This window comes from Daejeonella oryzae DSM 19973, assembly GCF_000422945.1.
Taxonomy (GTDB): domain Bacteria; phylum Bacteroidota; class Bacteroidia; order Sphingobacteriales; family Sphingobacteriaceae; genus Daejeonella; species Daejeonella oryzae.
On sequence record NZ_KE383964.1, the window covers coordinates 89,442 to 112,358 of the forward strand.

Here is a 22,917-nt window from a genome sequence, read left to right on the forward strand (position 1 = left end):
TATAGCTAAGTAATTCATAATCAAATCCATTTTTTATTTTTTCTTAATATTGAATCTTTCTTAACAAATAGAAAATCGCTTTGATATAAGGCACCGTCAAGAGGGCGGTGCATAAGCGAACAAATGTCGAAAAGCACAAAATCACGCTCCGCCATGAAAGCTAATACATCTGCTACGAGCGGACAATCTCTATAAATATCTATTAATGATACTTCCAGCAGCACCATACTTGCATATTTTAATGTATTCTCGCTACCTTTTAATACTTCAAGTTCATAACCCTGTGTATCAATTTTGATCATATCTGGTTTATGATATAAAGAATTTAGAAGTAAATTATCCAGACAGATTAGTTCCCTCTCTTCTTTGATAGCTTCAGTCTGATTATTTTCTTCCAGTACAGAACTTGCCGTATCGTAAATATTAAAATTTACCAACTTCGAGCTTGCTCCTAATAAGGCGATATGATAATCGATTCCTGTGTTATTCTTGCAAACAGTCTTCAGAATTTCTGATTTAGAAGTTTGACCTTCTATCATTAGTATCTGAGCATCCGGAAAAATGTTTTTTAAATCTCTGGCCCAATTACCTTCATAAGCCCCAATATCGAGTACGATTTTAGGACTAATGCCTGATTTTTTAAGATTATTAAAACTTTTTTGTTGTGAAGGTATACCCAACCGACTTCTAATACTTGCTTTTAAAGTAGATGGAATTAGTTGTTTGATATATGATAAAAGAGCCATTAGCTGTTTCTTTGCTTGATTATTTGTTGATAGAGTTCTAAATAATTTTTAGCAATAACTTTTGCACTGAATCTGGCCATAGCGCTATCCCTCACACTTTTTCTGCTGAGCGTATGAACCAGGGAAACTTTCTCGATGCATTCCCTCATATTCCTGCAGATAAAACCAGTAATTCCATGGGTAATAATTTCGGGCACAGCACCTCTTTCCAGTGCGATCACTGGAGTTCCGCATGCCATCGCTTCTGCCATAACAATCCCAAAGGGTTCGTCCCACTCAATAGGCATTAGAAAAGCGAGAGCATTGCTTAAAAGCTCAGTTTTTTCCTCATCATTTACCGGTCCGATATACCTGATCTGATCATCGTCAATAACAGAGGCGATGGTGTTATCGAACCAGTTTTGATATTCGGAAGGTATATTTCCGGCGATTATTAATTTTTTGCCGGATTTTACAGCAATCTCAATTGCATGATGAGGTCCTTTGATTGGTTCAATCCTGCCCAGGAAAACCAGTGGGGCGTTTGAGGCAACTGTTTCTTTATAAATATATTTGTCTTGTGGAAATCCGTTGTAAATAGTACTTACATTTCCATAGGGTCGGATTTGGGAACTAATATAATCACTGCATCCTGTAAAAGTTAACGAACCGGAATTCGCTAACTTTTGGGCTTTTTTAATTTGTGCAACAGTAGGTTTCCTCTGATAGCTCATTACCTTAGGTATGCGAAATGGTAAGATAAATGTTAAATAGGCTAGCCTGGAAAAGCTCTGTAACACATCAAAATTTCCTTTATAAATTTCAGTAGAAAGCAAATGCATGTTCCTAATGGTATCTATTTTCGATTTGCTGCTTTTCCCTGGATAGGGCTGTAGCAAAGCAGGAGTGACTGAGGATTCGTGCGCAAATAGTGTCACCTGATGCCCCGCCAGTATAAATTCATCAATCAGCATGGATACGATCCGCTCAATCCCTCCGTAATACAGCGGTGGCACCGAAATCTCAGGATCAACGGTTATGGCTATATTCATATTTAGGTGATTCTCAAAAATTGATGATTAATCGAGCGAGGTAGCTCTATGCGATGTAATGTCATTTACTAAATTTATATAAGCCTGCGCCCGATCTTCTAACTTAAAGTTTTCAATTATGTATTTTCTTGGAGAATATTCAAAATTACATACCCTTTCCCAATAGAGTATGAATATGGATTCAAATTCATTGAAGTCTTTAAATTTTTCACCACAATCCTGATTCCAATAAGGCACAGAACTAACATTCTGAAATATTACTTTATGTGGATACATTGCTGGGTCTTTCCAGGCCCCACCTCTATCCCAAGCCAATATGGGGATATCACAAGATAAAGTTTGTAGATATGCAAAGCCTTGAGTTTCATGCTCGCACAAAAAAATCATGCCGTCTACCAGCGAAAGCAAATTTCTAAATTGTTCTTCTTTATAGTTACCATATTTTATGTAATAGATTGTTATACCTTCTTTTTCCAGTTTTTTATTAATGGGTTTAAGTAATTCTTCATTATATAAATCCCAATCCCAGCGTATTTTGTCATAAATTAAAATTGCACCTTTTAATAATTTTGGTTGATCAGGCTTCCAAAGATTTGTATCAATACCACTTGCCCAAATTGACGTGGGTACAGGAGTAGGAAGATCGCGATCATACATTTCTTTAAACCATTTACTGGAGATTAAGATATGCTTGATATTATTATTTTTTTCAAAAAGATTATCCTCCAACGGATGAGAACCTATCCCTGGCCCATAAATAATATTTATGTGATTTGGAATCTTTTCAATTACATGAGGTTTTCCAATCACCAGCGCCCATACGCAGGGATTTTTTGAAAGCTTTTTATAATTATTTATGATATATGGGTAACCTAATTTATCCAATCCATGTATTAGATTAACAAACCACCGCTTCACGCCCCCGATAGGTTCCGGACCTCTAAATAATCTTCTAATTAATTTTCTGGGATAACGGTCAAATTTTATCCAACGATCTGGATTGGGTTCTTCATAAAAAATATGTAATGGCTTCATCGTGTTTTTTTTGCTATAATCCCATAACTCATTCCTTTTGAAGAAGGATCAAAAAATTCAATAGTCTTTTTAAATACCCTGTATATTATTTGTGGAAACAAGCCAGATATTCTTAAATTTTTATCAAATAGGTACGTTTGTCCATCAAGAGTAACATATTCAATTACTTCAAAACCGTTATCTGTTAATAATCTTTCTAAAATATGTGGCCAGGGGGTAAAAACGTGATGATTCAAGTCCAAGTCTGATTGTGTAAAAGTTGCTAATTTCCCCTTTAAAAATAAATGGAGCCTGGAATTACTCCATGAAGGATTTGGGGTTGTTAGTAGTAAAAGGCCTCCAATTTTCATTATATCTGAAAGATTTTTTAAACATTGCCATGGATTATTTAAATGTTCAACTACTTCTAATAATGTAATTATATCGGCTTTCTCCTTTTTATATGGGAAGGGTATTTCCAAATCCCAGGATCGAGTATTTCTGCCAACTGGTGAAATGTCAAAACTATTGTATTGAATAATAGATGTATTACAGAATTTTAGTAAAATTTCGTCATTGGCCCCTATATCGAATAATATTGGCTTTTTTGATCTTCTAATTAACTCTGACTCGTTTAATATATTCTCAACCCACTCGTATCGGTTAATATTTAGGTTTTTATTGAGCTTCATGAAACGATTATTTAAAATTTTATATTTCGCGTGACAAAATTTTTCTTAATAATCCTATTGTAAATCTAGTAGTTCTTTTATCGGGTCTCTTTAGAATCTCATACAAAACATATAAAAATAATACGAAACGGTTTTTAGTTCTATTTCTCTGGGTAAATTGGGTGATTGAATGATTCCAAAACAAAGAGTATGCTTTATTATGGGCTTTAAGGCTCATTTTTGGATTTTCTACCGTAAATAGGGCGAGACTATTAAAGACTTCTACAGAATCTTTAAAAAACTCTTCTCGCTTTGAAACAGTTTTTGAATCCTTATGATATCTGAAAAATACAAGTGTTTTGTTCAGGTAGTTAACTCGTGGAAATAAATAAAGATATCTTAATGTAAACTCCCAATCAAACTGATAATGTAAGGCCTCATTTAAAGGATTTATTAGATCTAAATTCTTTTTATTAAACCAAACGCCAGGCTGGTGAAATACATGATTTGATTGATTTATTCTAAGAATACTCGATAAGTTCAGATTTTTATTTTCTACATGGTGTAGTATCTCAAAGTTATTTTTGAAATCAATAACATTGCCTGCAATAATATCTGTTTCATCATCAAAGTTCTCTGCAATATTAAATAAGGAACTTGGTGCAAGAATATCATCACTATTTAGCCAATTTACTATTTTACCACTAGCTATTTTAAACCCTTTATTAATAGCATGCGCCTGTCCGGTATCTTTTTCACTTATCCAATAGGTAATTTGATTTTCATAATTTTTTATAATGTCCAAAGTTTGATCAGAACTTCCTCCATCAATAATAATATACTCCAGGTTGGGATAATTCTGCTTGATTATAGAAAGTATAGTTTCTTCAATATAATTTCCCTGATTAAAGCTGGGTGTAATAATCGAAATCTTAGGCCAGTTAATTTTGGCTGAATATATTTTAGGATCAACTGCCACTTCCCATGGCCACCCATTTAATTTTTCCATAGTATACTAATGCTCAAATTCAGACTAGCTTGAAATATGAGCCTTCCAAAAATCTTTTTCGTATTTCTCCCAGGCATGACAGCCCAAAGGGAGTTCTTTATTGTTTTTATTAAATAGTATCGAAGGATTTACTTCAAAGCTAAACTTGATGGCATGCTCCAATGGGGCAATGTTGAATTTTAGAACTTGCGGAACTGCTACTGACCAAAAGGTATCTTCATTGATTTGGTTATTGGAAATCAGGCCAAAAAAGTAAACATTTTTTCCTTTAATCCTCCACGAGGAATTAAATAACCTTAAGATCAAAGTAAATCTGATTATTCGGTGTAAACCAAGCTTTCTAAAAGCTTTCCAATACCCGGAAACCGAAGCAAGGCAGTGTAAAACATAAAGGCATTTATGAATGTTTCTTATAGAAAAACCGGAATTTCCACCCGGAATTATATTGCTTTTTTGTGTGGCATTAGCATGATCTTTGAACCAGGGCGCTCCGATATAATCATGGTTAAATGCATTGGCTTTCTCAAATTCACTGGAAAAAATATAGGAATCAAGTTCATAAGTAAGCATGTAATTATACTGCTGAAATTTCTTGTAAAATTTCACTGAACATTTCATCCGGTTGTAAGAAGCTATTGAATCAAGCCAAAGTGGGGTAACTTTTTGAAGCTTCAATTCGGGGAATGCAACTACATATTCAGAAATGTTAACTGTTTCTGGGTATATTAAGAAAACATCAAAGGAAATAAGGATATTTCTACACTGTATCAAAGACAGACGTTCATTTTGGGTAAGGTTAGATTTATGAACCGGTATAATTACGCAAAGATTCTGGCTACTTATCATTATTTACTTAAATGCTAAGAAGTAAGCTTAAATTTAGAAAGCGAATATTTAAAGAGAACTCGACTTAGAATTAAAAATGGCCTCGATTGTTTATTGAATTGCAATGATTGAATACTTTTTGTCCAAAAGATTAATAGCGAACCGAAATCTTTAAAAGATAATTGCACTTTTTTAAAATCAATATTAGTTAAAACGTCAATCCCCTCAGTAATCCATAGATTCTCTTTTTGAGCAGCATTCGAGGTGTTATTATGATACCATCTAAAATAATTCAATTTTTCCTGGTGAAAAATTAAATTGGAATGTTGTAAAATTCTGGTGTAAAAGATCCAATCACCACATGATCTATAAGTGCCTAAGCCATGAATTGATTTCAAAGCCAAATCCCTTCTTATAACACATGCACTAACATTTTGAATAGAACAGTATTTACTAAGAGAGTTTTGAATTTCAAAAGGACCTTCCCTGATAAATGACTGCTTATAGATCGATAGATCATCCTGGCATTGACCATCTTGATCCACCCAGTGTGAATTACAAAAGGCAATCCCTGCTTCTGTATTTTCTGTTTGAATTTTTACCATAACCTCCAGAAATGAAGGATCGGAAAAATCATCACTTTCAGCTATCCATACTAATCTGCCTTGAGCTAATAATAATCCTCGTTCCCATTGGCTGAATGGACTTCCACTATTTTGGCTGTTATAAATTATGTGTGAAACCTTTACGTGGTTTCGATATTCTTCAATAATTTCTCTGCTTTGATCACATGATGCATCATCTAAAATGATTAATTCGAAATCCTGAAAAGTTTGATTTAATATAGAACCAATTCTTTGCTTTAAATATCGGGCGTGATTAAAGCTTGGTATGATAACGGAAACTTCCGCTACCATAATATTGAAGGTATATTTAAAACAATTTCAATAAAATCTCTACCTCTTCTTTCTAAAATTGCACCTCGTAACTCTAGTTTTAAAACTCTCAATTTGTCTAATAAAAGTAATTCCTTTTTACTGTAATTTAAGTATTTCAAATTTTTATGGCATAAAAATCTGGAGTCTGTATTTAATGAGCTGAATCCACCTGCGGCGAAAAAAGCAACTGTTTTGTCTACATGAATTTTTCTAATTTTCGTGGAAGTAAACCATTTAAAATTATGATCCCAATCGGCAAGTGCTTTATATTTCAAATTAAAGGGCCCGGTTTCTTTAAAAACACTTTTTCTGAAAAAAATTGCCTGGTGACAAATGTTTCTAATAAAAAGCTTATCGAGAGAAAAATAACCATCGTATACCCTGTTTACATTTTTGTTATAGACATTTCCGTAAATAATGTCAAAATCTGAAAGTTGGGTATCAAAGATGTCGTTTATTGTGTCACAGTTATTTAATTGATCATCACTTCCGATAAAATAGAGCCAGTCACCTTTTGCCAATTTTATGCCTTTATTCATAGCATCATATATTCCCTTGTCTTTTTCTGTAATAAAGTTAATAGTAGGATGCTTTTGAGAATATTCTTCAATAATGGCTAAAGTGTCATCTGTTGATTTTCCATCAATTACCCATACTTCTATATTTTTATACGATTGGATAATTATACTTTGAAGGCAGTTTCTTAAAACACTCCCTGCATTGTAAGTCGGAATAATAATTGAAATTAAGGGATTTGACATTAATTACTATATTGGAAAAACCTTAATGACCTGTATCCGTAAGATTTTCAATCTTACATTATGGAACTGTACAATTTGAAATAATTTTCAAATTGTCTTAATGGGCCAAATTCTCTATGAGCAAAAGAGCTAATTTTTTTTTGATCAAAATATTGACTTCCAGTTAAGAATATTTCAAGTGCGCTTTGTATGCCGTTGAATCCTTCCGAAGCTAAAAGCCCATTGAAATCTGGGATTATCCAATCTTTCATTCCTCCAGTTTTAAAGCTTAATACAGGCGTACCGCAGGCCAGAGATTCGAGCATAACGTTTGGTAGATTATCTTCGCGTGAGGGGATGATTAGTAAATCGGCCGCCGAATACGCAGTCGCTAACTCATCATCATCGCTGATTGTTCCAAGGTGAAATACTGTGATATTATCATTAAATTTCAATATGGAATTGCCAATGGATATCAGTTGAAAGTTTTTATTTTTTAATTGGTTTAATGCTTCAAGTAATAGGTCAAATCCTTTTCTGTGATTACTAAGATTTTGAGCAACTATCAAGATGCAAGGCAAATTGGGGTTAATTAAATATTTTCTTTTTGACACCAGCTTATCTTTTGGTTTAAAAATGTTTGTGTTTAAACTGTAAGGAATTGTCTCAAATGTGGTACTGGAATTAAATAAGCCACTTTTAGTAGCTTCGTTAGTTAACCACGTCGATGGTGCTACTATATTCAAATTCTTAAGCTGATTGATCGCTTTTCTTTTTGTTTCAAAAAGGGCAGCATCTAGCTTATGAATTTTAGAATTATTCAAGAAGTCATTCCTGTAATGAAAACCTCCCATAAACGGGTTCATATCATGTAGTGTCCAAACTATAGGCTTGTTTTTAAAGGCCTTAAAAAACGTGGGGTAATTTACAAAATTAGATACCCAATGCAGGTTTATTATATCAGCTCCATTAATTAAGTCTAACTTTTCTAACTCGTAATCTGAGGTAGGGAATGAGAATATCTCATAATTGCCTCTATATCTCTCCAGCAATTTTATATTCTTTTCTGACCTACGTATCGGGAAACCACATCTTTTTACAACTCGTTGAAAGTAGTTTGGATGTTTAGTTTTGACTGATAATTGGTTAAGAGCAGAATTTGATATTTCACTTTCGGCAGAAATTATCCATGAATTGACTTCAGTCTTATCGAGCATGCATTCGTGTAACCTTAACGCAGCCTTCCCCGCTCCACCATGAATATTTGTTGTTATATGTACAACCTTGAGCATATTAGTATTTATAACCTAACGAACTCAGCTAAAATTGTCACATTTTTTAAGGATGGATATTTGATATTTAGATACATCAGAATCGCCTTTTTAAAAAATTTATTTGCAAACTTACCTACTAGGCCATAGGGCCTGACGTACTGTTTATTAATATATTGATTTATAGTGCTAGCGAAAAAATTAGAATGGTAATCTTGAGGAGGCTCAAAGGTAATTGCTTTCAATTTTATTGGGAAGTGATTTTCTAAGTTCTTTAAAGATTTCTCAGTCCAAAGGCCCATATGATGCGGCGGCATATTTAAGAGAGTCCATTCATCTAATCTTAGGAACGATTTATTGTTTGGAACCCCAATAATTAGTTTTCCACCTTTTTTTAAGCATTTAATATTATTTTCTAAAAAGGATTTAACATTAGCAATATGCTCTAGTACTTGGAATGAGCAGACTGCATCGAAATTTCCTTCTTGGCGAACAGCAAAGTCTTCTAAAGATTCGTTATAAACTGGTAAACCGTTTAATTTTGCTTGTTCAACAACATCCTCATTAAACTCTAACCCTATAGCATTGACATTGAGTTTCTCAATTAATTTTTTTAAAAAACTACCTTCGGCACAACCTATTTCTAGGACCTTCATATGGGGTTCGATCATTTCAAACGCTTTTTGATGTTCCCATTTCCATGGCATATAATACCAGTCCCATTTCTGGAGTGATGAATAGAACTTTCCATCTCCAGCCAAACCAAAAGGATAATAAAACTTGTAACCGGTACTAATACATTCACGCAATTCAATAGTAGGGAGCTTTTCGAAAAATCGCTTAACATCAATATCAAATGTCTTCTTGTAATTGGTAATTATCTTTTGCGTGGAATATTTCTTTATTAAAACGGTTGGATGGTCTTTCAGAAGTGGATTAATAGAGACGTTAATCATTAAATATTTTTCTTAAGCTGCAATAAAGTCTTTGCTGTTTGTTTTACTCTTCTTAAAAAGCACACTAGTTCATCCTTTCTCGTGTTCAATTTAAAAACATTGACTGAGCTATAATAATCTGCAGTGTAGTTCAATTCAATTTTTTCCGGATGTTTTTTAATAATTAGAGGAATTGATGGGAGCTTAGAAAGCCAACTTTCTTTTTCTATAGTGTGAGTGGCTCTCTCTCCAAAGCCAATGTTTGAAACTAAGTTTCGTTGTGGTGTTATTGAAAATCCCCCTCTATTCCAGATTGTGTAAGTCCATTGATAGTCCCAGATATCAGAAGGTTTATCTTTATGGCATCTTTCGAAAATATTTAACCAATATTCCTGGTGTTGTTTAGCTTTGAAATATGATTTCAGTAGTTTAGACAAATGATCTTTATTAAAATCACTCATATTCATATCGTAAAGCCTCCAAGCTCGTTTCCAAGTTGCCCATCCCCAAATATGATTGTAAATGGAAAAGTAGTAATCGCCACTTCCTCGCTGAATTCCTCGTTGGAAATTATTTCCTCCAATATGCATTATTTGATGCTCATTTCTATACTTCTTCAACAGTAATTCACAATACCTAAAAAAGCTTCTGTTAGGTAAACAATCATCTTCTAAAATAATTCCTTCTTCTACATGTTCGAAAAACCACGAAATGGCTTTAGCTGGTCCCGTTCCGCATCCGAGATTATTTTCCCTAAACAGAGTTTTTAAGTCACAATCCCAATCTATATTAGTTATAATATCACGACACTCATTGCATAAATTTATATCGTCATGGTCTAATCGAGGGCCGTCCGCTGCGACAAACAAATGTTTAGGCCTGATTGATTTAATTTGCTCGAAAACCTGGCGTGTTGTTTCAGGTCGATTAAATATTAATAGTAATACTGGAGTATTAAACTCTGACATGATTAGCTAACAGATTGGTAAAATGGATAATACTTAAACAGATTCTTCTCTTTTTAAAAAACCTTTTGAACTGTTTCGAATGTTGTCATGCTCATTGAAAGTTTGTAACAATTGAATAACTGGTGCTAAGCTGGTAAGCGTTTTACAATTGATTGGTTGTTCTGGAAATCTGTTGCATCTTTCAATAAAGATTTTATACAGGCGTGATGCAGGCTGATCTTTTTCTGATTCCTGAAAATGGAATATAAAATGCCCAGGTTTTTCTGAAGATTTATTTTCTCATCCACAAAGGGATTCTTGCCAGGTTTTAATTTAGAAATGATTAGGAGTTTAAGTTGCTGAAGAGTTGTTTTAGCTAAGCTCTTGGACCATTTGCTGTAAATATCTTTGATCGATCGCTGGTCATTGTTAATAAGGACTACATAGCAATGTAAAAACACGTATGAGTAATTTATCCAGAATGAGAGATTCAGAATATAGGTTAAAGTTTGGCGATTAAGAGGGACAAAATGCTGGAATTGTAAGCGGTCGTCTGCAATAATGCGATAACCCAGTAAATAAAACATAAAGCAAATTTCTACATCTCCCCCGGAAATAAGTTTTTTAGCTATCCGGTCTGAAGTTATTTGCTTCCAACCATTTCTCTTTAATTCTAAATACACTTTTTTCCGGTATACTGCTCCTGCTCCGTAAACCCAATGGTCGTATTCTGCCCACGTTTGCGGCCCATTAACGAAATAAGAAGCATATTGGGCAATATCGGAATTGACAGGTAATTCAGGTTCAAAGATCCCGCATCCTCCTAAAACACCAATCGTGGCATCTCCGTGTATGATATTAAATGCATTAGATACGTAATTTTCTGATAGCCAGTTATCATCATCGCAAAAGAGTACGTAGTCATAACGGGCTTCGAAGAATCCCTTTTCCCGTGCTGCGCTTAATCCGGGTTTGGATTCATCGATTACTTTAATTTCGATTGCTAGGTTGTATTTGGCCCATTCGGAATATGAAACCGAGTTTGTGTGATCAGTTGAATTATTGTTGATCACAATCACCTCCCAGTTTAGTTGTTCAGGAATTAGTTGAAAAGCTAGATGTTTAAGAGTTTCAGGCAGACGCTTCTCGCTATTATGGCAGCATACAATTACAGAAACTCCTATCATGGTTGTAAGCTGCTTAAATGTGCTGCTACCTCTTTGTACACTTGCTTTGCGCTAATAAGATCCATGCACTGTTTATTATAATCACATTGGTTCCATTGCCAGCATGGGGAACATGGCATTTCTGTAAATAAATTGATATTATTTGCATATCCGGATTGAGAAGGATGCTCTCTGCCGCCGTAAATAATCAGGGAATGGCAATTTACCGCTTTGGCGGCGTGCATGTAAAAGCCCACCAGGCCGATAAATAAATCACTTCCGGCAAGCCAGCCAAAAGCATTACGCAGACTGGTTTTTCCTCTTAAATCCACCGCCCCTTCGAGTTTATAATCATTTACGCTCCCCAATTGTATCACATCTGCCGTGGGTAACAAAAGGTTTATCAGCTCCTGAAAACGTTCCGGATGCCATTGTTTGTTAAGCATGAAATAATTTGCACCAGTACTGCCTGACTGGATAATGATACGCGGCTTTTTTCCTGTTTTCTTTACTATTTCGTTACTTTTCAGATAAATTAACGGCTGGATAGGGATAATATTGAAATTAATAATATTCATTTTTCGGGCAATCTCCCGGATGATATGATTATCAGGAGATTTTTGTTTATCGTCAGTTATGAATTCAGTGTATTCCGGTTGGATCATTCGGAAATTCATCATCTTTAAAATCTCTATCTTCCAATCCTTATTATTGGGAATGATTAATACAGCTGGATTATTCTCAAAAACTTCAGGATAATGGGTTAGTACCCAAATTTTCCTGCGGGTAATTTTAAAAAGATATGCAATTGCCGGGGTAAATAACAAATAATCTCCCAAGGCGGGACCCCAAAATAGAATGTAAGGAGGATTGCCGTAAAGGGTTTTAAAATAACTTGTCCATAGAATAAAACTTATCCTCCTCAGCCGCTCAAATTTCCCAAAACTTATTCCTAAAGTATAGTTAATTAAGCCTAAAGTTTTTCGCAAACCAAATCCCATGAGTAGATATCTACGTTGTCAGCCTGGTAAATAACTTTTGTTTCCCCAATTTTTTCCAATAATGTAATCACATACTTTAATGAGAAGAATTCATGAACATGTGCAGTATTATAGGGCTGCCCCGTTTCTTTGCAATGGATTCTAAATCTTTGTTCATCAGGGCAAAATATAATCAACTTTCCACCCGGTTTAATTACACGTAACCACTCTCTTAAAATTTTTTCAGTGTCCTGGAAGTCCTCTAATAAATGAGATGAATAAACATAATCAAGAACATTATCATTAAACCAGTAAAGGTTTTCAGCCTGACCACCCAGTTGAACCGGATAATCACCAACATGTGTGTAGGGGAGAGGGAAATCCATTCTAATAGCAGAACTGGTTATTGGATCTCCTCCAAATCCTAAATCAAGACCATAACCTATGCAATAAGGAGCGAGACGATTTCGGCATTTTGATGTTTCGCTTTGGCCAAAAGTATTTAGCTTATTAGGCTCAGGTTCATAAGGAGTATTTGCTAATCTGCCAGAAAGCTTTTTAAGAATTTTTTTTAAGAATTTAGTCATGAATTTTGGATGGTTCTATTGTAATTTGGTTTTTGGGTACCAAAACTCCTTTTCTTGTATTAGTGTGGTCTACAGCGCTATATTCGGAAACAATAATTTCAAACTGACATACCTGTGGAAGATAATCCTCAAAACCTCTTTCAGAGCGAATTCCTAATCCAATTTTATATGTTCCCGGTAGCAGAACAAGTTCTGGAAAGGAATAAGTGATTACATGATTCCCGGATATTAAATTTTCAATTTTTTCTGCATCTGAGGATAGTGAGGATGCAATTTCAAAATCATTATTATTATATATTGCTAAACCTATTTCGAGCGATTGAATATTATCTCTTAATAAAACTCCCAGTTCAAAAGAAATGGGGTTGCCATATTTTATTGTCCATGCCTCACTGTCTATATTTCCCAGACTTATTGTTTGAAAATAAGCCCTTTTTTGAAGTATTATTTCTGATGTTCTGTTAATTAAGGAAAGATTGATAGTTAGATCCTGTTTCTTACTTGTTTTTAAATAATTTTCTATGGTTATTGAAGGACTTCCAATACATTTAATTGCTCCATTATGAAGATACAGGCACTTTTGACAAAGTCTTAATATTGCTTCCATATTATGACTCACAAACAATACCGTCTTACCCTGTCCCTTACTCACTTCCCCCATTTTCCCCAAACACTTTTTCTGAAATTCTGCATCTCCAACAGCCAAAACTTCGTCCACTATCAGGATATCAGATTCCAGGTGGGCGGCTACGGCAAAAGCCAGGCGCACATACATTCCGGATGAGTAGCGTTTTACGGGGGTATCGATATACCGTTCAACTCCTGCAAAATCTACGATTTCGTCAAAGCGACTTTTGATATCCCGTTTGCTCATTCCCAGGATGGCGCCGTTTAAAAAGATATTGTCGCGGCCGCTCAGATCGGGGTGAAAACCTGTACCTACTTCAAGCAAGCTTGCTACGCGGCCTTTGATTTTTACCGAGCCGGTTGTAGGAGAGGTGGTGCGGGAAAGGATTTTTAAAAGGGTGGATTTTCCGGCGCCGTTGCGACCGATTATACCTACACGGTCGCCTTGCTCAATATCGAAATTGATATCCTTCAATGCCCATACATAATCAGAGCTTCCTTTGGTATCCCGTTTGTTTTCTTCTCCGATTTTTAAATATGGATCTTCTTTTCCCCGTGCACGATGCCAGAGGCGGTTTATGTCATGCGATAAACTCCCTGTGCCTACCTGCCCGAGGCGGTATTGTTTAGAAAGATTTTCGACTTTTATGACGGGGGAGGACATTGGTAAAAGGTTATAAGGTTATGGTTAGATAGGGTTATAAGGTTAGGAGGTTATAGGGTTATGTTTGATTCGTTATACCGTATCCATAAATGACTTTTCCACTTTACTGAATACCATGATGGATGCCAGCAACAGGATGATCGTTATTCCGGCCGCGTATCCCAGCATGGGCAGATTAAGAACTCCTTCTCCCAGTATTCCCTTTCTGAAAGCTTCGGTTAACCAGGTAAGGGGATTCAGTCCGATGATGGTTTTATATTTTTCGGGTATGTAGGATAATGGATAAATTACCGGGGTGGCATACATTAATAATTGTACGCCAAAACCCATCAATACCGACATATCCCTGTATTTGGTGGTTAAGGCCGAGATCAGGATTCCCAAAGCCAGGCCCAGCAATGCGACAATGAGTATCAGTACCGGAACCCACAATAGTGTTAAACCAATATTGAACTGATAACCGGAGGCGGCATAATAAGCCATCATGGCTATCAGCAGCAGGAGTTGAATACCTAATTTGATGGCATTGGAAATTACTACCGATAGCGGTATAATCAGTCGTGGAAAATACACTTTGCCAAATATTCCTGCATTGGCGATAAAGGTATTGGACGTCCCGTTGAGGCAGGCCGAAAAGTAATTCCATAATGTTAAACCGCAGAGATAAAATAGTGGTGCCGGCACATTATCTGTAGGAATTCGGGCAATGCGCCCGAAAACGATCACAAAAACAATGGTTGTAAAAAGCGGCTGTAAGAAATGCCATATCGGTCCGAGGATAGTTTGTTTGTAGGCGGCAATAAAATCCCTCTTCACCATGATGAACAGCAAATCTCTGTACTGCCACAGTTCATTCAGTCGCAGATCGAACCAGGAAGTCTTCGGCTCGATCACCATATCCCATGTCTCGGCAGGGTTTTGAAGGGTGTTCATTTATTGTTTAATGGTTTTCATTGCGAGTTTATCCGTCATTGCGAGGTACGATGCAATTCGTCATTGCGAGGTACGAAGCAATCTGTCATTGCGAGGCACGAATTACGAGGCACGAAGCAATCTGTTGTCCAGCAACAAGCACTGCACTCTTTTTAAATACTGCCCGTAACTAAAATGTTCAAGGCAAAGAGATTGAATTGCTTTTGATGATAAAGCTGTATTCGGGCGTTCGAGGTTTTGCTTTACGGCATCCAAAAGCATTTCTTTTTTTTCCGGATGGATCAGTGTGCCAAGTTCGCCTCCCAGCAATGCCTGGGTACTTCCATCCTGATTTCCCCCGATTACCATACAACCGCATGCGGCGGCTTCAATAAATACAATTCCAAAACCCTCTTTGCGGCTTGGCATGATGAAAATATCAGCGAGCCTGAAATGGTTGCTGAGTTCTTCATCGGTAATAAAGCCCGTAAAAATGACATGCTCTGTAACGCCCAGATCTGTAACCAGTTTATTAAGCCTCTTTCGCTCATTTGCATCAGCGTTTCCTGCCAGCAGGTATCGGATATCTGGGTAATTTTTAATTAATTCGGGTATAATGGCTATTACCAAATCATAACCCTTATAAAGTTCAAATGATGACAGCCTTGTAAGTGTGAATAATACAGGCTGGTTTTCTGTAAACTGATAGCGGTCTAACAATTCAGCGGGTTTATTGAACTCATCCGGAACTTCCAGAAAAGGGTCCAGGCAGTTTGGTATGATATATATCTTCTGCGGATCGGCATATCCGGATTCACGCATTTTTTCTGCAGTAAATTCACTCACTGCCCATATTTCACAATGTTTACGCAGGAAACTGCTTTTCCAGGAGCGTAGATTTCTCCAAACTTCCACTCCATGAGCATAAACAATAATTCTTTTCCCTGGAGCGAATAATTTGATCAGTACAGCAACGAACAAAAGATTGACATGGCTGAGAATCACAATATCCGCTTCTAATCCCCTGACCAGTGAAGAGAGTACAAAACTGATTCTTCCTTTGTTAAAAGCCCGGAATGATGATTTATTTATATATTTTGAATTGCGGTCGCCGGTTTTATCATACAGCGAATACACCCTGACTTCTTTGAGATCAAATCCAAGATCAAACAGAACCCTGCTTAATACCCGGCATACTTTTTCAATTCCGCCGGTAAGACTGAACATGTTTAATGTTAGGAACAGGACTTTTGGGTTCAAAGAGGTTAGACTACAGTAAAAGATTAATCAATATGATACAGCGCAAAGGCGGATGACCAGTGCAGCTTATCATTACCAAAATCTTCCATTAATTTTCTTGAAACTTTATTTTTATATAACGAAGGCTCTGACATGCTTTTGTATTTTTTCATCCATTCCTGAAACGGGAAGGAGAAGCCCATTTTAGGCCGATCCCAAACCTGGCGGGGCAGAAGATTTTCAAAAGCTTTAATTAACAAAGGCTTGATTTGGGTTCTGCTGTATTTCAGGTCGGGATGAATGGATAAAGCGAGTTCCACCAGGTCGCGGTCAAGGAAAGGAACCCTTACCTCAACGCCATGGCTCATGCTCATATAATCTGTATCTTTTAAAAGCTGGTTTTGCATATACAGATTAGTCTCCAGCCAGCTTGCCCTGTTTCCTCCGGATAAAGTATTGAAATGTGCATCGCCCGGGAAATTCCCAAGTAGCTGATCTATTTCTTTATGCTCGGCATCCAGAACCCTTGCAATGGTATTCGGAGTAAAAAAACCTCTTGAAAATAAATATTCTCCCAGTGGATTCTCATAACTCAGATAATAAAAGCGGCGGTATTTTGGATCGGGATGATTTTCTGCCAGCCTGAGAAATCTTTTAGGCAATTTTTTTAAAGCATGGATGGTTTTGGTTCTCTGGAAAGAAGGATATCCGCCAAATAATTCATCGGCACCAATACCCGAAATTACAGCTTTCATTCCATTTTCTTTTGCGCATTTGCTGATAAACCAGGAATTAATCCCGTCTGTACTGGGCTGGTCCATAGCCCGGATGACAGAACTGAAATTACTTTCAAAACTTTTATAGTTAATCTGAACCTGGCGGTGTTCTCCGGAAGTTAAGTTGCTTACCAGTTTCTGGTATTTTAACTCCGAATAATCCGTTTCTTCCAGGTCGATTGATAAAGTATTTAATCTTTCCTTCAGATAACTGTCGGCAACCAGGGCAAGGATGCTTGAATCTATCCCTCCGCTTAAAAAAACGGCGATTGAAGCGTCTGAAATTAAATGCCTTTTAACCGAATGGTCTATTGCATGCTGTACTTTTAGTATGGCTTCTTCCTTATCGGTAATCTGTTCAGAATACCGAAAGCTGTAAAAAGACTGAATATTTGCTGAAGATGTTTGATGGTTCCAGCAAAGGTAATGCCCTTTGGGCAAACTGTGAATATTTTTAAAGGTCGTATAGGGCTCTGGAATATGGCCAAGGGCAAGCAGGTAAACCTTCCAGTCTGCGTTTTCAGGGAAATTGTATTGACAGACCGCAAAAGCCTTTACTTCTGAGGCGAAGATCAGGTCTTTCCCCTGCTGCGAATAATAGAGTGGTTTTATTCCTCCGGGATCTCTTACCAGATAAGTTTTTTGTTGCCTAAGGTCTGTAATTGCGAAGGCAAACATGCCTTTTAAGCGTTTAAATGATTCAGATCCCCATTGCTGGTAGGCCTTAAGCACTACCTCTGTATCGGTATCTGAATGAAACTGAATATTTAAAGCTGCTAGTTCTACTCTCAGTTGTCTGAAATTATAAACCTCGCCGTTAAACGTGATATGAATTTTATTATCTGCGGTAGGCATGGGCTGATGCCCTGAAGCACTTAAATCCTGTATGGCTAATCTGCGGTTACCCAGGCAAATTTTACCTTCTTCATCTAAAAATACTCCCTCATCGTCTGGTCCCCCATGTCTCAGACTGTCGCACATGGCTTTCACCTGGCGGTACAGATTTTCGGGTTGAGAATGATCAGAAAGAATTCCGGCTATGCGGCACATGTGTTATGGTAGTTTGTAAAAGGGTTATGGGGTATAGTGTGATAGGGTGATAAGGTTATGGGTTATAAGGTTATGATTCTATTCCTTTTATTTGATGCTTTATAACCCTATAAACCAATAAACATATATTCTTTCTCCGCACAGCTTCGCCGCGTCAGTCACATTTCACATGTTGCCGGCGGGTATTGTGTTTGTAATTTCTGCCCTGCAGGCAGATCAACTCAGATCAACGGTTCTAAAAACACCGCCGGTATTTGCACCAGCACGGCCTGTCCCGTATGATCAAGGCGCAATATCATTCTTTTTTGCGAATGAAAATTAACTAATTCACCTTTCAGGCCCATTAAAGGGCCGGCAATAATCTTTACCTGCTCTCCTTTTTCAAACTTTCTGTCTACCAGTTCCAGGTCGACTTCTGAAGCCAGAAGTAATTTCAATTGTTCTATCTGTCGCTGCGGCATGCTGGCAATTTTGCCGGAAAAGTAAATAAACCGGCTTATTCCTCTGGTTGTCAGAACTTCCATTTGCTGCTGTACGCTAATGTATACAAATAGGTAGGATTTGATCAGCGGTTCTTCGACCCATTTTTTACGGTCGCTCCATTGCTTTAACTGGCGATGCAGGGGAAGGTAAACTTCAATTCCCTTTTGCAGCAGCAATTCTGCAGCTTTTTTTTCTGCACGTGGATTGGTATAAACCGGATACCAGTTATATTCTGAATTAGTACTCAAAAGCAGATTAATTTTTGAAACGTTGCCAGAATTTCCACCAGGTTTTCTTTTCATCATCGGTATAATAACCGGAGGATGAATATCCCACATAATCAGAATAATAATAATATGTAGACTGAGAACTTGTGGCGTAATTGGTGGAGTAATAGCGACTGTAAAGAGCGTCATCGGTAAATGCATTCAGAACAATCACCACATTTTTTAATCCGTACTCCCGCGATATGCGGTCGGGTACAGTACCCGAAGAATGCTTGGAAACTCCCGAGCGGATTACATACAAATTAATATCGGCCTGCCGGATGAGAGGAATGGCATCAGAAACAAGTCCCACAGGCGCCGTATCTATTAAAACGAAATCGTATTTTTCTTTCAGGATGCGGATAAAATCCTTCATTTTTTCGTTGTGAAGCAATTCTGAAGGATTCGGAGGTACCGGTCCGGAAGGGATAAAATCCAGGTTTTCCACATCTGTTTTGATGGTTATATCCTCCAGACTTAACTGGTTTGAGAGGTAATTGCTGAGCCCTTTCTGATTATTTACATTAAAGGTTTTATGGAGTTTTGAACGCCTTAAATCGGCGGCAACCAGCACTACTTTTTTATCAATCAACGAAAGCGTACTGGCAAGATTTACTGTAACAAATGATTTCCCTTCTCCGGCAACTTCAGAAGTAATGCAGATGACCTTGCTTTTTTCTTCACTTGCAAGGTAACTCAGGTTGGTTCTTACAGATCGCACCGATTCGGCAAAGATGGATTTTGGCTTTTCGAGGGATAAAATCTGTCGGTTATCTTTATCTATATAATTGGGAAACCGTCTGATAATGCCGATGATGGGAATATTTGTGAGGCTCTCTACGGTCTCTTTATCGTAAATGTAAGGATTGATAATTCTGATCAGCAGGATGATACCAATGCCTGCCACTAATCCGAACATGAGTCCGTTGGTGTAAATTTTACTTGCAACCGGCGCAATAATATAACCCGGAGGCGCTTCATTTACGCTTGTAGCACCCGGAACAACAGCGGCTTTACTGATCTGAGCTTCCAGTTTCTTTTCAGAAAGGTAGGAGAAAACTTTTTGGTTGATATCAAAAACGGATTGCAGGTTCACAAAATCCCGCTCGGCGCTTGGAAGAGAGTTTAAACCCTGCTGCGCCAGTCCGATCTGGTTGTCTATATATCGTTGCGTACGTTGATTACGCTCACGGGCAAGCTTAATGTTATTAATTATGGCAGATTTTACAACCGCTATTTGCTTATCGATTTCGAGTATAGGCTGCGAGTTGGAATTATATTGAACCAGTTTCTGATCCCGATCAACAATAAGCTCGTTTAACTGAGCAATTAATCCGGAAAGTAATCCTCCCCCGGATTCTTCAAGATTGAAATTCAGGTTTACTTTATCGCTGTTATTGGCAATTTGTTGTTCCAGCTGTTGAATAGCCAGGGCCTCTAGTTTTAACGTACTTTTCTGGCTTTCCTGCTCTGTTAATTTTCCCAGACTTAACTGGGTATTGGTATTTATATCAATAAGCCGGTTGCTCTTTTTAAATTGTTCTAATGCTGTTCCCGATTCTTTTACCTGATCAGATAAAAACTTGAGCTGTCCTTCAATAAATTCAATAGTTTGAGATGCGGCCTGACTGCGTTGCGAGCCGTCGAATATGATGTATTCTTTGATGATTGCATTTAAAATATCAGCCGCAAAATGTGGGTTGGCATCTGTTTGAGCCAGGATCAGTACATTAGAACCTTTGCCGGCCTCACGCATGCTTAAACCTCCGGTCGCCCGGCCTATGAAATCGTATTTCGTATTAAATCTGAAACTATACAGGGAACCGGTAACAGCAGAACTGTTTTTAACTTTGAATTTCAGGCCCGGCATGGATATGGTTTCGCCGTAGCTGTATTTCTTTTTGTTTCCTTTGGCTCCGCCGCTGTGCGAAAGATTAAAGGTATTGCGGTCGGCATTGCTGATCTCAAATAATTCTCTGTTGAAATTTACCGAATCCTGCGAAATAATCTCTATGGGATAAGGAATATCCGGGTAGGTTTCTGTGCTGCGTACCCGGCCTTTAATGTAATAGGAAATTTTATAATCGATACGGGAAATGGCATTCAGCAATACAGGCCCCGATTGAATTACAAAGGTTTCAGACTGCATTTTGTTGGTGCGGTCGTAGAAATTACTAACCTTTAATAGTTCAGAGATCTCTGATTTTTTTTCATCGAATTTAATAGAGGCCGATGTAGAATAAATAGGGGGGGTGTACCAGAGATAAATGTAGGATATAACCAATGAGACCAATATGCAGGCAGCTATCCAGTACCAGCGGCTCCAGAGTATTTTCAGGACTTTCTTATAGTCTATATCCTGATTAGCTAATTTATTTTCCTGCAGTAACTCGCTTTTCATTATTTGGTGAAATTATAAATCAGGAAAGCAAAGTTGATGATCAGCAATACAGGCTGTAAAATGGTAGATGCAGAATTAATTTTCTCAGAAGCATTATACACACCCAATGGCTCTATGTACAGGATATCGTTATTTTGAAGCATAAGCTTAGGGCTTGCCAGGCTTTTTATATTTTTTAAATTCACATAGATGATCTCGGGATTGGAACGGTCGCCGCGAATGATCTTTAATGTTTTAGGATCTGCCCTGGGGCTGAAACCTCCGGCTTTGCCGAGTATATCGATGAGGGAAGTATTTTCATTCTCCAGAAGAAATTCTCCCTGGGTGCCAAATTCTCCGAGTAAAGTAACTTTTAAATTGATGATTGAGAGTTCGATGATCGGATCTTTTAATAACGTTTCTTTATAAAGCTGCTGAATTTTATCTGCCGCCTGTTTGCGGGATAATCCGGCAACAGTTACTTTTCCAACAGCAGGCAAAACCAGACTTCCGTCTTCTGCAACAGTAAAACTTGTAATTGTTGCCGCGGTCCCGCTGTTTGCTCCCGTAGAAATAAAACTTATATCCTGAAGGTTACGTATAGCGAGAACATCGTGCGGTTTAATACGATAAACGTTGGCAGATTGTTCAGGAGAATTTACAATATGAATAGTTTTTATGCTGTCGGTAATCTGATCATTATCACTTGTGAACAGCGCATTGCGATACCTTGTGGTACAGGAACTGGAAAGAAAAATTAAACAAATACATAGTACCAGGAAATTGCCTTCTTTTATTTTGTCTGTCATGAATGGTATCTGCTTGACTTAAAGTAGAGATATTATTTAATAATACGATCAAAAATAAAGGATTTTTAAACATTTTATCCATTCTTTTGTAGAGCAAATGAAAATATCATTAATAACTGTTACTTACAATTCTGAAGAATTTCTTGAAGGTTGTATTCAATCTGTTATTAATCAATCTTATAGCAATATCGAATACATTATTGTTGACGGTAATTCTACAGATTCTACCCCGGCAATTATTGAAAAATACCGGTCATTTATCAGCAAGTATATTTCAGAACCCGATCTGGGAATCTATGATGCCATGAATAAAGGCATTAATATGGCCAGCGGCGAGATTATAGGTGTATTAAACGGGGATGATTATTTTGCGGATAATGGGGTTTTAAGCGATATATCTGAAGAGTTTAATAAAAGCGGTGCCGACATTGTGTACGGTAATTTATGGTATGTTTCAAGAAATGATCCTGCAAAAATAATTCGTAAATGGATTTCGAAATCCTTTAACAGAAATTCCATGAAATATGGCTGGATGCCCGCTCATCCAACTTTTTACGCCAGAAAAAAATTATTTGCCCGGTATGGAAATTATGATCTGCTTTACCAAAGTGCTGCAGATTACGAGCTGATGCTTCGCTTTCTATTTAAACACAATCAAAAATCATCTTTTCTGAACAGGGTATTTGTGAAAATGAGAACAGGAGGGTTGAGCAATAAATCACTAAAAAACAGAATAAATGCGAGCTTAAATGATCGCAGGGCGATGAAAAAAAATGGAATTAGTTTCTCCTGGCTGTTTTTTATATTAAAACCTATTCGTAAAATTGAGCAATTTATTAACCATAACTAAC

The 22,917-nt window shown here is 37.1% G+C and carries 22 protein-coding genes; 1 reads left to right on the plus strand and 21 read right to left on the minus strand.

The window, feature by feature from the left end; translation table 11 throughout:
• Positions 1-20: 20 nt before the first annotated feature.
• The 21 genes from G521_RS0113575 to G521_RS0113675 all read right to left on the minus strand — a co-directional run bounded on the left by G521_RS0113575 (position 21) and on the right by G521_RS0113675 (position 22,066).
• Positions 21-746 carry an FkbM family methyltransferase gene (locus G521_RS0113575; protein ID WP_026899006.1) on the minus strand — a complete coding sequence of 242 codons (726 nt, stop codon included), beginning with the start codon at positions 744-746 and terminating at the stop codon, positions 21-23.
• Positions 746-1,777 carry a glycosyltransferase family 4 protein gene (locus G521_RS0113580; RefSeq protein ID WP_036679411.1) on the minus strand — a complete coding sequence of 344 codons (1,032 nt, stop codon included), beginning with the start codon at positions 1,775-1,777 and terminating at the stop codon, positions 746-748. The genes G521_RS0113575 and G521_RS0113580 overlap by 1 nt, the downstream gene beginning before the upstream one ends.
• A 27-nt stretch (positions 1,778-1,804) precedes the next feature.
• Complete coding sequence (locus G521_RS17305; RefSeq protein WP_051189762.1) at positions 1,805-2,812, minus strand: glycosyltransferase; 1,008 nt, start codon at positions 2,810-2,812, stop codon at positions 1,805-1,807.
• A complete protein-coding gene (locus G521_RS0113590; protein WP_026899008.1) occupies positions 2,809-3,483 on the minus strand; it encodes a class I SAM-dependent methyltransferase in 675 nt (224 codons plus the stop codon). The genes G521_RS17305 and G521_RS0113590 overlap by 4 nt, the downstream gene beginning before the upstream one ends.
• Positions 3,484-3,502: 19 nt before the next feature.
• Positions 3,503-4,471 carry a glycosyltransferase family 2 protein gene (locus G521_RS17310; protein WP_036679413.1) on the minus strand — a complete coding sequence of 323 codons (969 nt, stop codon included), beginning with the start codon at positions 4,469-4,471 and terminating at the stop codon, positions 3,503-3,505.
• Between the two features lie 24 nt (positions 4,472-4,495).
• Entirely contained in the window at positions 4,496-5,317 is an 822-nt protein-coding gene (locus tag G521_RS0113600; RefSeq protein WP_026899009.1) for a DUF5672 family protein, read from the minus strand.
• A 14-nt stretch (positions 5,318-5,331) separates the two neighbouring features.
• Positions 5,332-6,213 (minus strand): glycosyltransferase family 2 protein, encoded by an 882-nt coding sequence (locus G521_RS17315; protein WP_051189763.1) that lies wholly within the window; start codon positions 6,211-6,213, stop codon positions 5,332-5,334.
• A complete protein-coding gene (locus G521_RS17320) occupies positions 6,207-6,995 on the minus strand; it encodes a glycosyltransferase family 2 protein (RefSeq protein ID WP_051189764.1) in 789 nt (262 codons plus the stop codon). The genes G521_RS17315 and G521_RS17320 overlap by 7 nt, the downstream gene beginning before the upstream one ends.
• A gap of 53 nt (positions 6,996-7,048) precedes the next feature.
• Positions 7,049-8,266: a glycosyltransferase gene (locus G521_RS0113615; protein WP_026899010.1), complete on the minus strand. Its 1,218-nt coding sequence runs from the start codon at positions 8,264-8,266 to the stop codon at positions 7,049-7,051.
• An 8-nt stretch (positions 8,267-8,274) separates the two neighbouring features.
• Positions 8,275-9,201, minus strand: a complete 927-nt coding sequence (locus G521_RS17890) for a class I SAM-dependent methyltransferase (protein WP_051189765.1) — start codon at positions 9,199-9,201, stop codon at positions 8,275-8,277.
• Positions 9,201-10,148, minus strand: coding sequence for a hypothetical protein (locus G521_RS0113625; RefSeq protein ID WP_026899011.1), 948 nt, complete (start codon positions 10,146-10,148; stop codon positions 9,201-9,203). The genes G521_RS17890 and G521_RS0113625 overlap by 1 nt, the downstream gene beginning before the upstream one ends.
• Before the next feature lie 125 nt (positions 10,149-10,273).
• The gene (locus tag G521_RS0113630) at positions 10,274-11,314 is read right to left on the minus strand and encodes a glycosyltransferase (protein WP_026899012.1); all 1,041 of its coding nucleotides are present in this window, start codon (positions 11,312-11,314) and stop codon (positions 10,274-10,276) included.
• Positions 11,311-12,294 carry a glycosyltransferase family 9 protein gene (locus tag G521_RS0113635; RefSeq protein WP_026899013.1) on the minus strand — a complete coding sequence of 328 codons (984 nt, stop codon included), beginning with the start codon at positions 12,292-12,294 and terminating at the stop codon, positions 11,311-11,313. Before G521_RS0113635 ends, G521_RS0113630 begins: the two co-directional genes overlap by 4 nt.
• On the minus strand, positions 12,267-12,860 hold the full coding sequence (locus G521_RS17895) for a methyltransferase domain-containing protein (protein ID WP_051189766.1): 594 nt from the start codon (positions 12,858-12,860) through the stop codon (positions 12,267-12,269). The genes G521_RS0113635 and G521_RS17895 overlap by 28 nt, the downstream gene beginning before the upstream one ends.
• Positions 12,853-14,151: an ABC transporter ATP-binding protein gene (locus G521_RS18065; protein WP_081675088.1), complete on the minus strand. Its 1,299-nt coding sequence runs from the start codon at positions 14,149-14,151 to the stop codon at positions 12,853-12,855. The genes G521_RS17895 and G521_RS18065 overlap by 8 nt, the downstream gene beginning before the upstream one ends.
• 72 nt (positions 14,152-14,223) lie before the next feature.
• Positions 14,224-15,084, minus strand: a complete 861-nt coding sequence (locus tag G521_RS0113650) for an ABC transporter permease (protein WP_026899014.1) — start codon at positions 15,082-15,084, stop codon at positions 14,224-14,226.
• A gap of 102 nt (positions 15,085-15,186) precedes the next feature.
• Positions 15,187-16,290, minus strand: coding sequence for a glycosyltransferase family 4 protein (locus G521_RS17340; protein WP_051189767.1), 1,104 nt, complete (start codon positions 16,288-16,290; stop codon positions 15,187-15,189).
• 56 nt (positions 16,291-16,346) lie between these two features.
• Positions 16,347-18,128, minus strand: coding sequence for an asparagine synthase (glutamine-hydrolyzing) (asnB, locus tag G521_RS0113660; protein ID WP_026899015.1), 1,782 nt, complete (start codon positions 18,126-18,128; stop codon positions 16,347-16,349).
• Between the two features lie 221 nt (positions 18,129-18,349).
• A complete protein-coding gene (locus G521_RS0113665; RefSeq protein ID WP_081675103.1) occupies positions 18,350-18,913 on the minus strand; it encodes a UpxY family transcription antiterminator in 564 nt (187 codons plus the stop codon).
• Positions 18,867-21,278, minus strand: coding sequence for a GumC family protein (locus tag G521_RS17345; protein ID WP_051189768.1), 2,412 nt, complete (start codon positions 21,276-21,278; stop codon positions 18,867-18,869). Before G521_RS17345 ends, G521_RS0113665 begins: the two co-directional genes overlap by 47 nt.
• Entirely contained in the window at positions 21,278-22,066 is a 789-nt protein-coding gene (locus G521_RS0113675) for a polysaccharide biosynthesis/export family protein (RefSeq protein WP_026899017.1), read from the minus strand. The genes G521_RS17345 and G521_RS0113675 overlap by 1 nt, the downstream gene beginning before the upstream one ends.
• A 97-nt stretch (positions 22,067-22,163) precedes the next feature.
• Between G521_RS0113675 and G521_RS0113680 the strand changes: the two genes are divergently transcribed.
• The gene (locus G521_RS0113680; RefSeq protein WP_026899018.1) at positions 22,164-22,916 is read left to right on the plus strand and encodes a glycosyltransferase family 2 protein; all 753 of its coding nucleotides are present in this window, start codon (positions 22,164-22,166) and stop codon (positions 22,914-22,916) included.
• Position 22,917: the final 1 nt, after the last annotated feature.

What these genes read in the sequence shown, in the direction of transcription:
- asnB (WP_026899015.1), bottom strand. Translation starts at nt 18,128, where the DNA reads ATGTGCCGCATAGCCGGAATTCTTTCTGATCATTCTCAACCCGAAAAT.
- G521_RS17340 (WP_051189767.1), bottom strand. Translation starts at nt 16,290, where the DNA reads ATGTTCAGTCTTACCGGCGGAATTGAAAAAGTATGCCGGGTATTAAGC.
- G521_RS0113635 (WP_026899013.1), bottom strand. Translation starts at nt 12,294, where the DNA reads ATGGGATTTGGTTTGCGAAAAACTTTAGGCTTAATTAACTATACTTTA.
- G521_RS0113600 (WP_026899009.1), bottom strand. Translation starts at nt 5,317, where the DNA reads ATGATAAGTAGCCAGAATCTTTGCGTAATTATACCGGTTCATAAATCT.
- G521_RS0113630 (WP_026899012.1), bottom strand. Translation starts at nt 11,314, where the DNA reads ATGATAGGAGTTTCTGTAATTGTATGCTGCCATAATAGCGAGAAGCGT.
- G521_RS0113665 (WP_081675103.1), bottom strand. Translation starts at nt 18,913, where the DNA reads ATGAAAAGAAAACCTGGTGGAAATTCTGGCAACGTTTCAAAAATTAAT.
- G521_RS0113650 (WP_026899014.1), bottom strand. Translation starts at nt 15,084, where the DNA reads ATGAACACCCTTCAAAACCCTGCCGAGACATGGGATATGGTGATCGAG.
- G521_RS0113580 (WP_036679411.1), bottom strand. Translation starts at nt 1,777, where the DNA reads ATGAATATAGCCATAACCGTTGATCCTGAGATTTCGGTGCCACCGCTG.
- G521_RS0113575 (WP_026899006.1), bottom strand. Translation starts at nt 746, where the DNA reads ATGGCTCTTTTATCATATATCAAACAACTAATTCCATCTACTTTAAAA.
- G521_RS0113680 (WP_026899018.1), top strand. Translation starts at nt 22,164, where the DNA reads ATGAAAATATCATTAATAACTGTTACTTACAATTCTGAAGAATTTCTT.
- G521_RS0113625 (WP_026899011.1), bottom strand. Translation starts at nt 10,148, where the DNA reads ATGTCAGAGTTTAATACTCCAGTATTACTATTAATATTTAATCGACCT.
- G521_RS17310 (WP_036679413.1), bottom strand. Translation starts at nt 4,471, where the DNA reads ATGGAAAAATTAAATGGGTGGCCATGGGAAGTGGCAGTTGATCCTAAA.
- G521_RS17895 (WP_051189766.1), bottom strand. Translation starts at nt 12,860, where the DNA reads ATGACTAAATTCTTAAAAAAAATTCTTAAAAAGCTTTCTGGCAGATTA.
- G521_RS17315 (WP_051189763.1), bottom strand. Translation starts at nt 6,213, where the DNA reads ATGGTAGCGGAAGTTTCCGTTATCATACCAAGCTTTAATCACGCCCGA.
- G521_RS0113675 (WP_026899017.1), bottom strand. Translation starts at nt 22,066, where the DNA reads ATGACAGACAAAATAAAAGAAGGCAATTTCCTGGTACTATGTATTTGT.
- G521_RS0113615 (WP_026899010.1), bottom strand. Translation starts at nt 8,266, where the DNA reads ATGCTCAAGGTTGTACATATAACAACAAATATTCATGGTGGAGCGGGG.
- G521_RS0113590 (WP_026899008.1), bottom strand. Translation starts at nt 3,483, where the DNA reads ATGAAGCTCAATAAAAACCTAAATATTAACCGATACGAGTGGGTTGAG.
- G521_RS17890 (WP_051189765.1), bottom strand. Translation starts at nt 9,201, where the DNA reads ATGATTAACGTCTCTATTAATCCACTTCTGAAAGACCATCCAACCGTT.
- G521_RS17345 (WP_051189768.1), bottom strand. Translation starts at nt 21,278, where the DNA reads ATGAAAAGCGAGTTACTGCAGGAAAATAAATTAGCTAATCAGGATATA.
- G521_RS17305 (WP_051189762.1), bottom strand. Translation starts at nt 2,812, where the DNA reads ATGAAGCCATTACATATTTTTTATGAAGAACCCAATCCAGATCGTTGG.
- G521_RS17320 (WP_051189764.1), bottom strand. Translation starts at nt 6,995, where the DNA reads ATGTCAAATCCCTTAATTTCAATTATTATTCCGACTTACAATGCAGGG.
- G521_RS18065 (WP_081675088.1), bottom strand. Translation starts at nt 14,151, where the DNA reads ATGTCCTCCCCCGTCATAAAAGTCGAAAATCTTTCTAAACAATACCGC.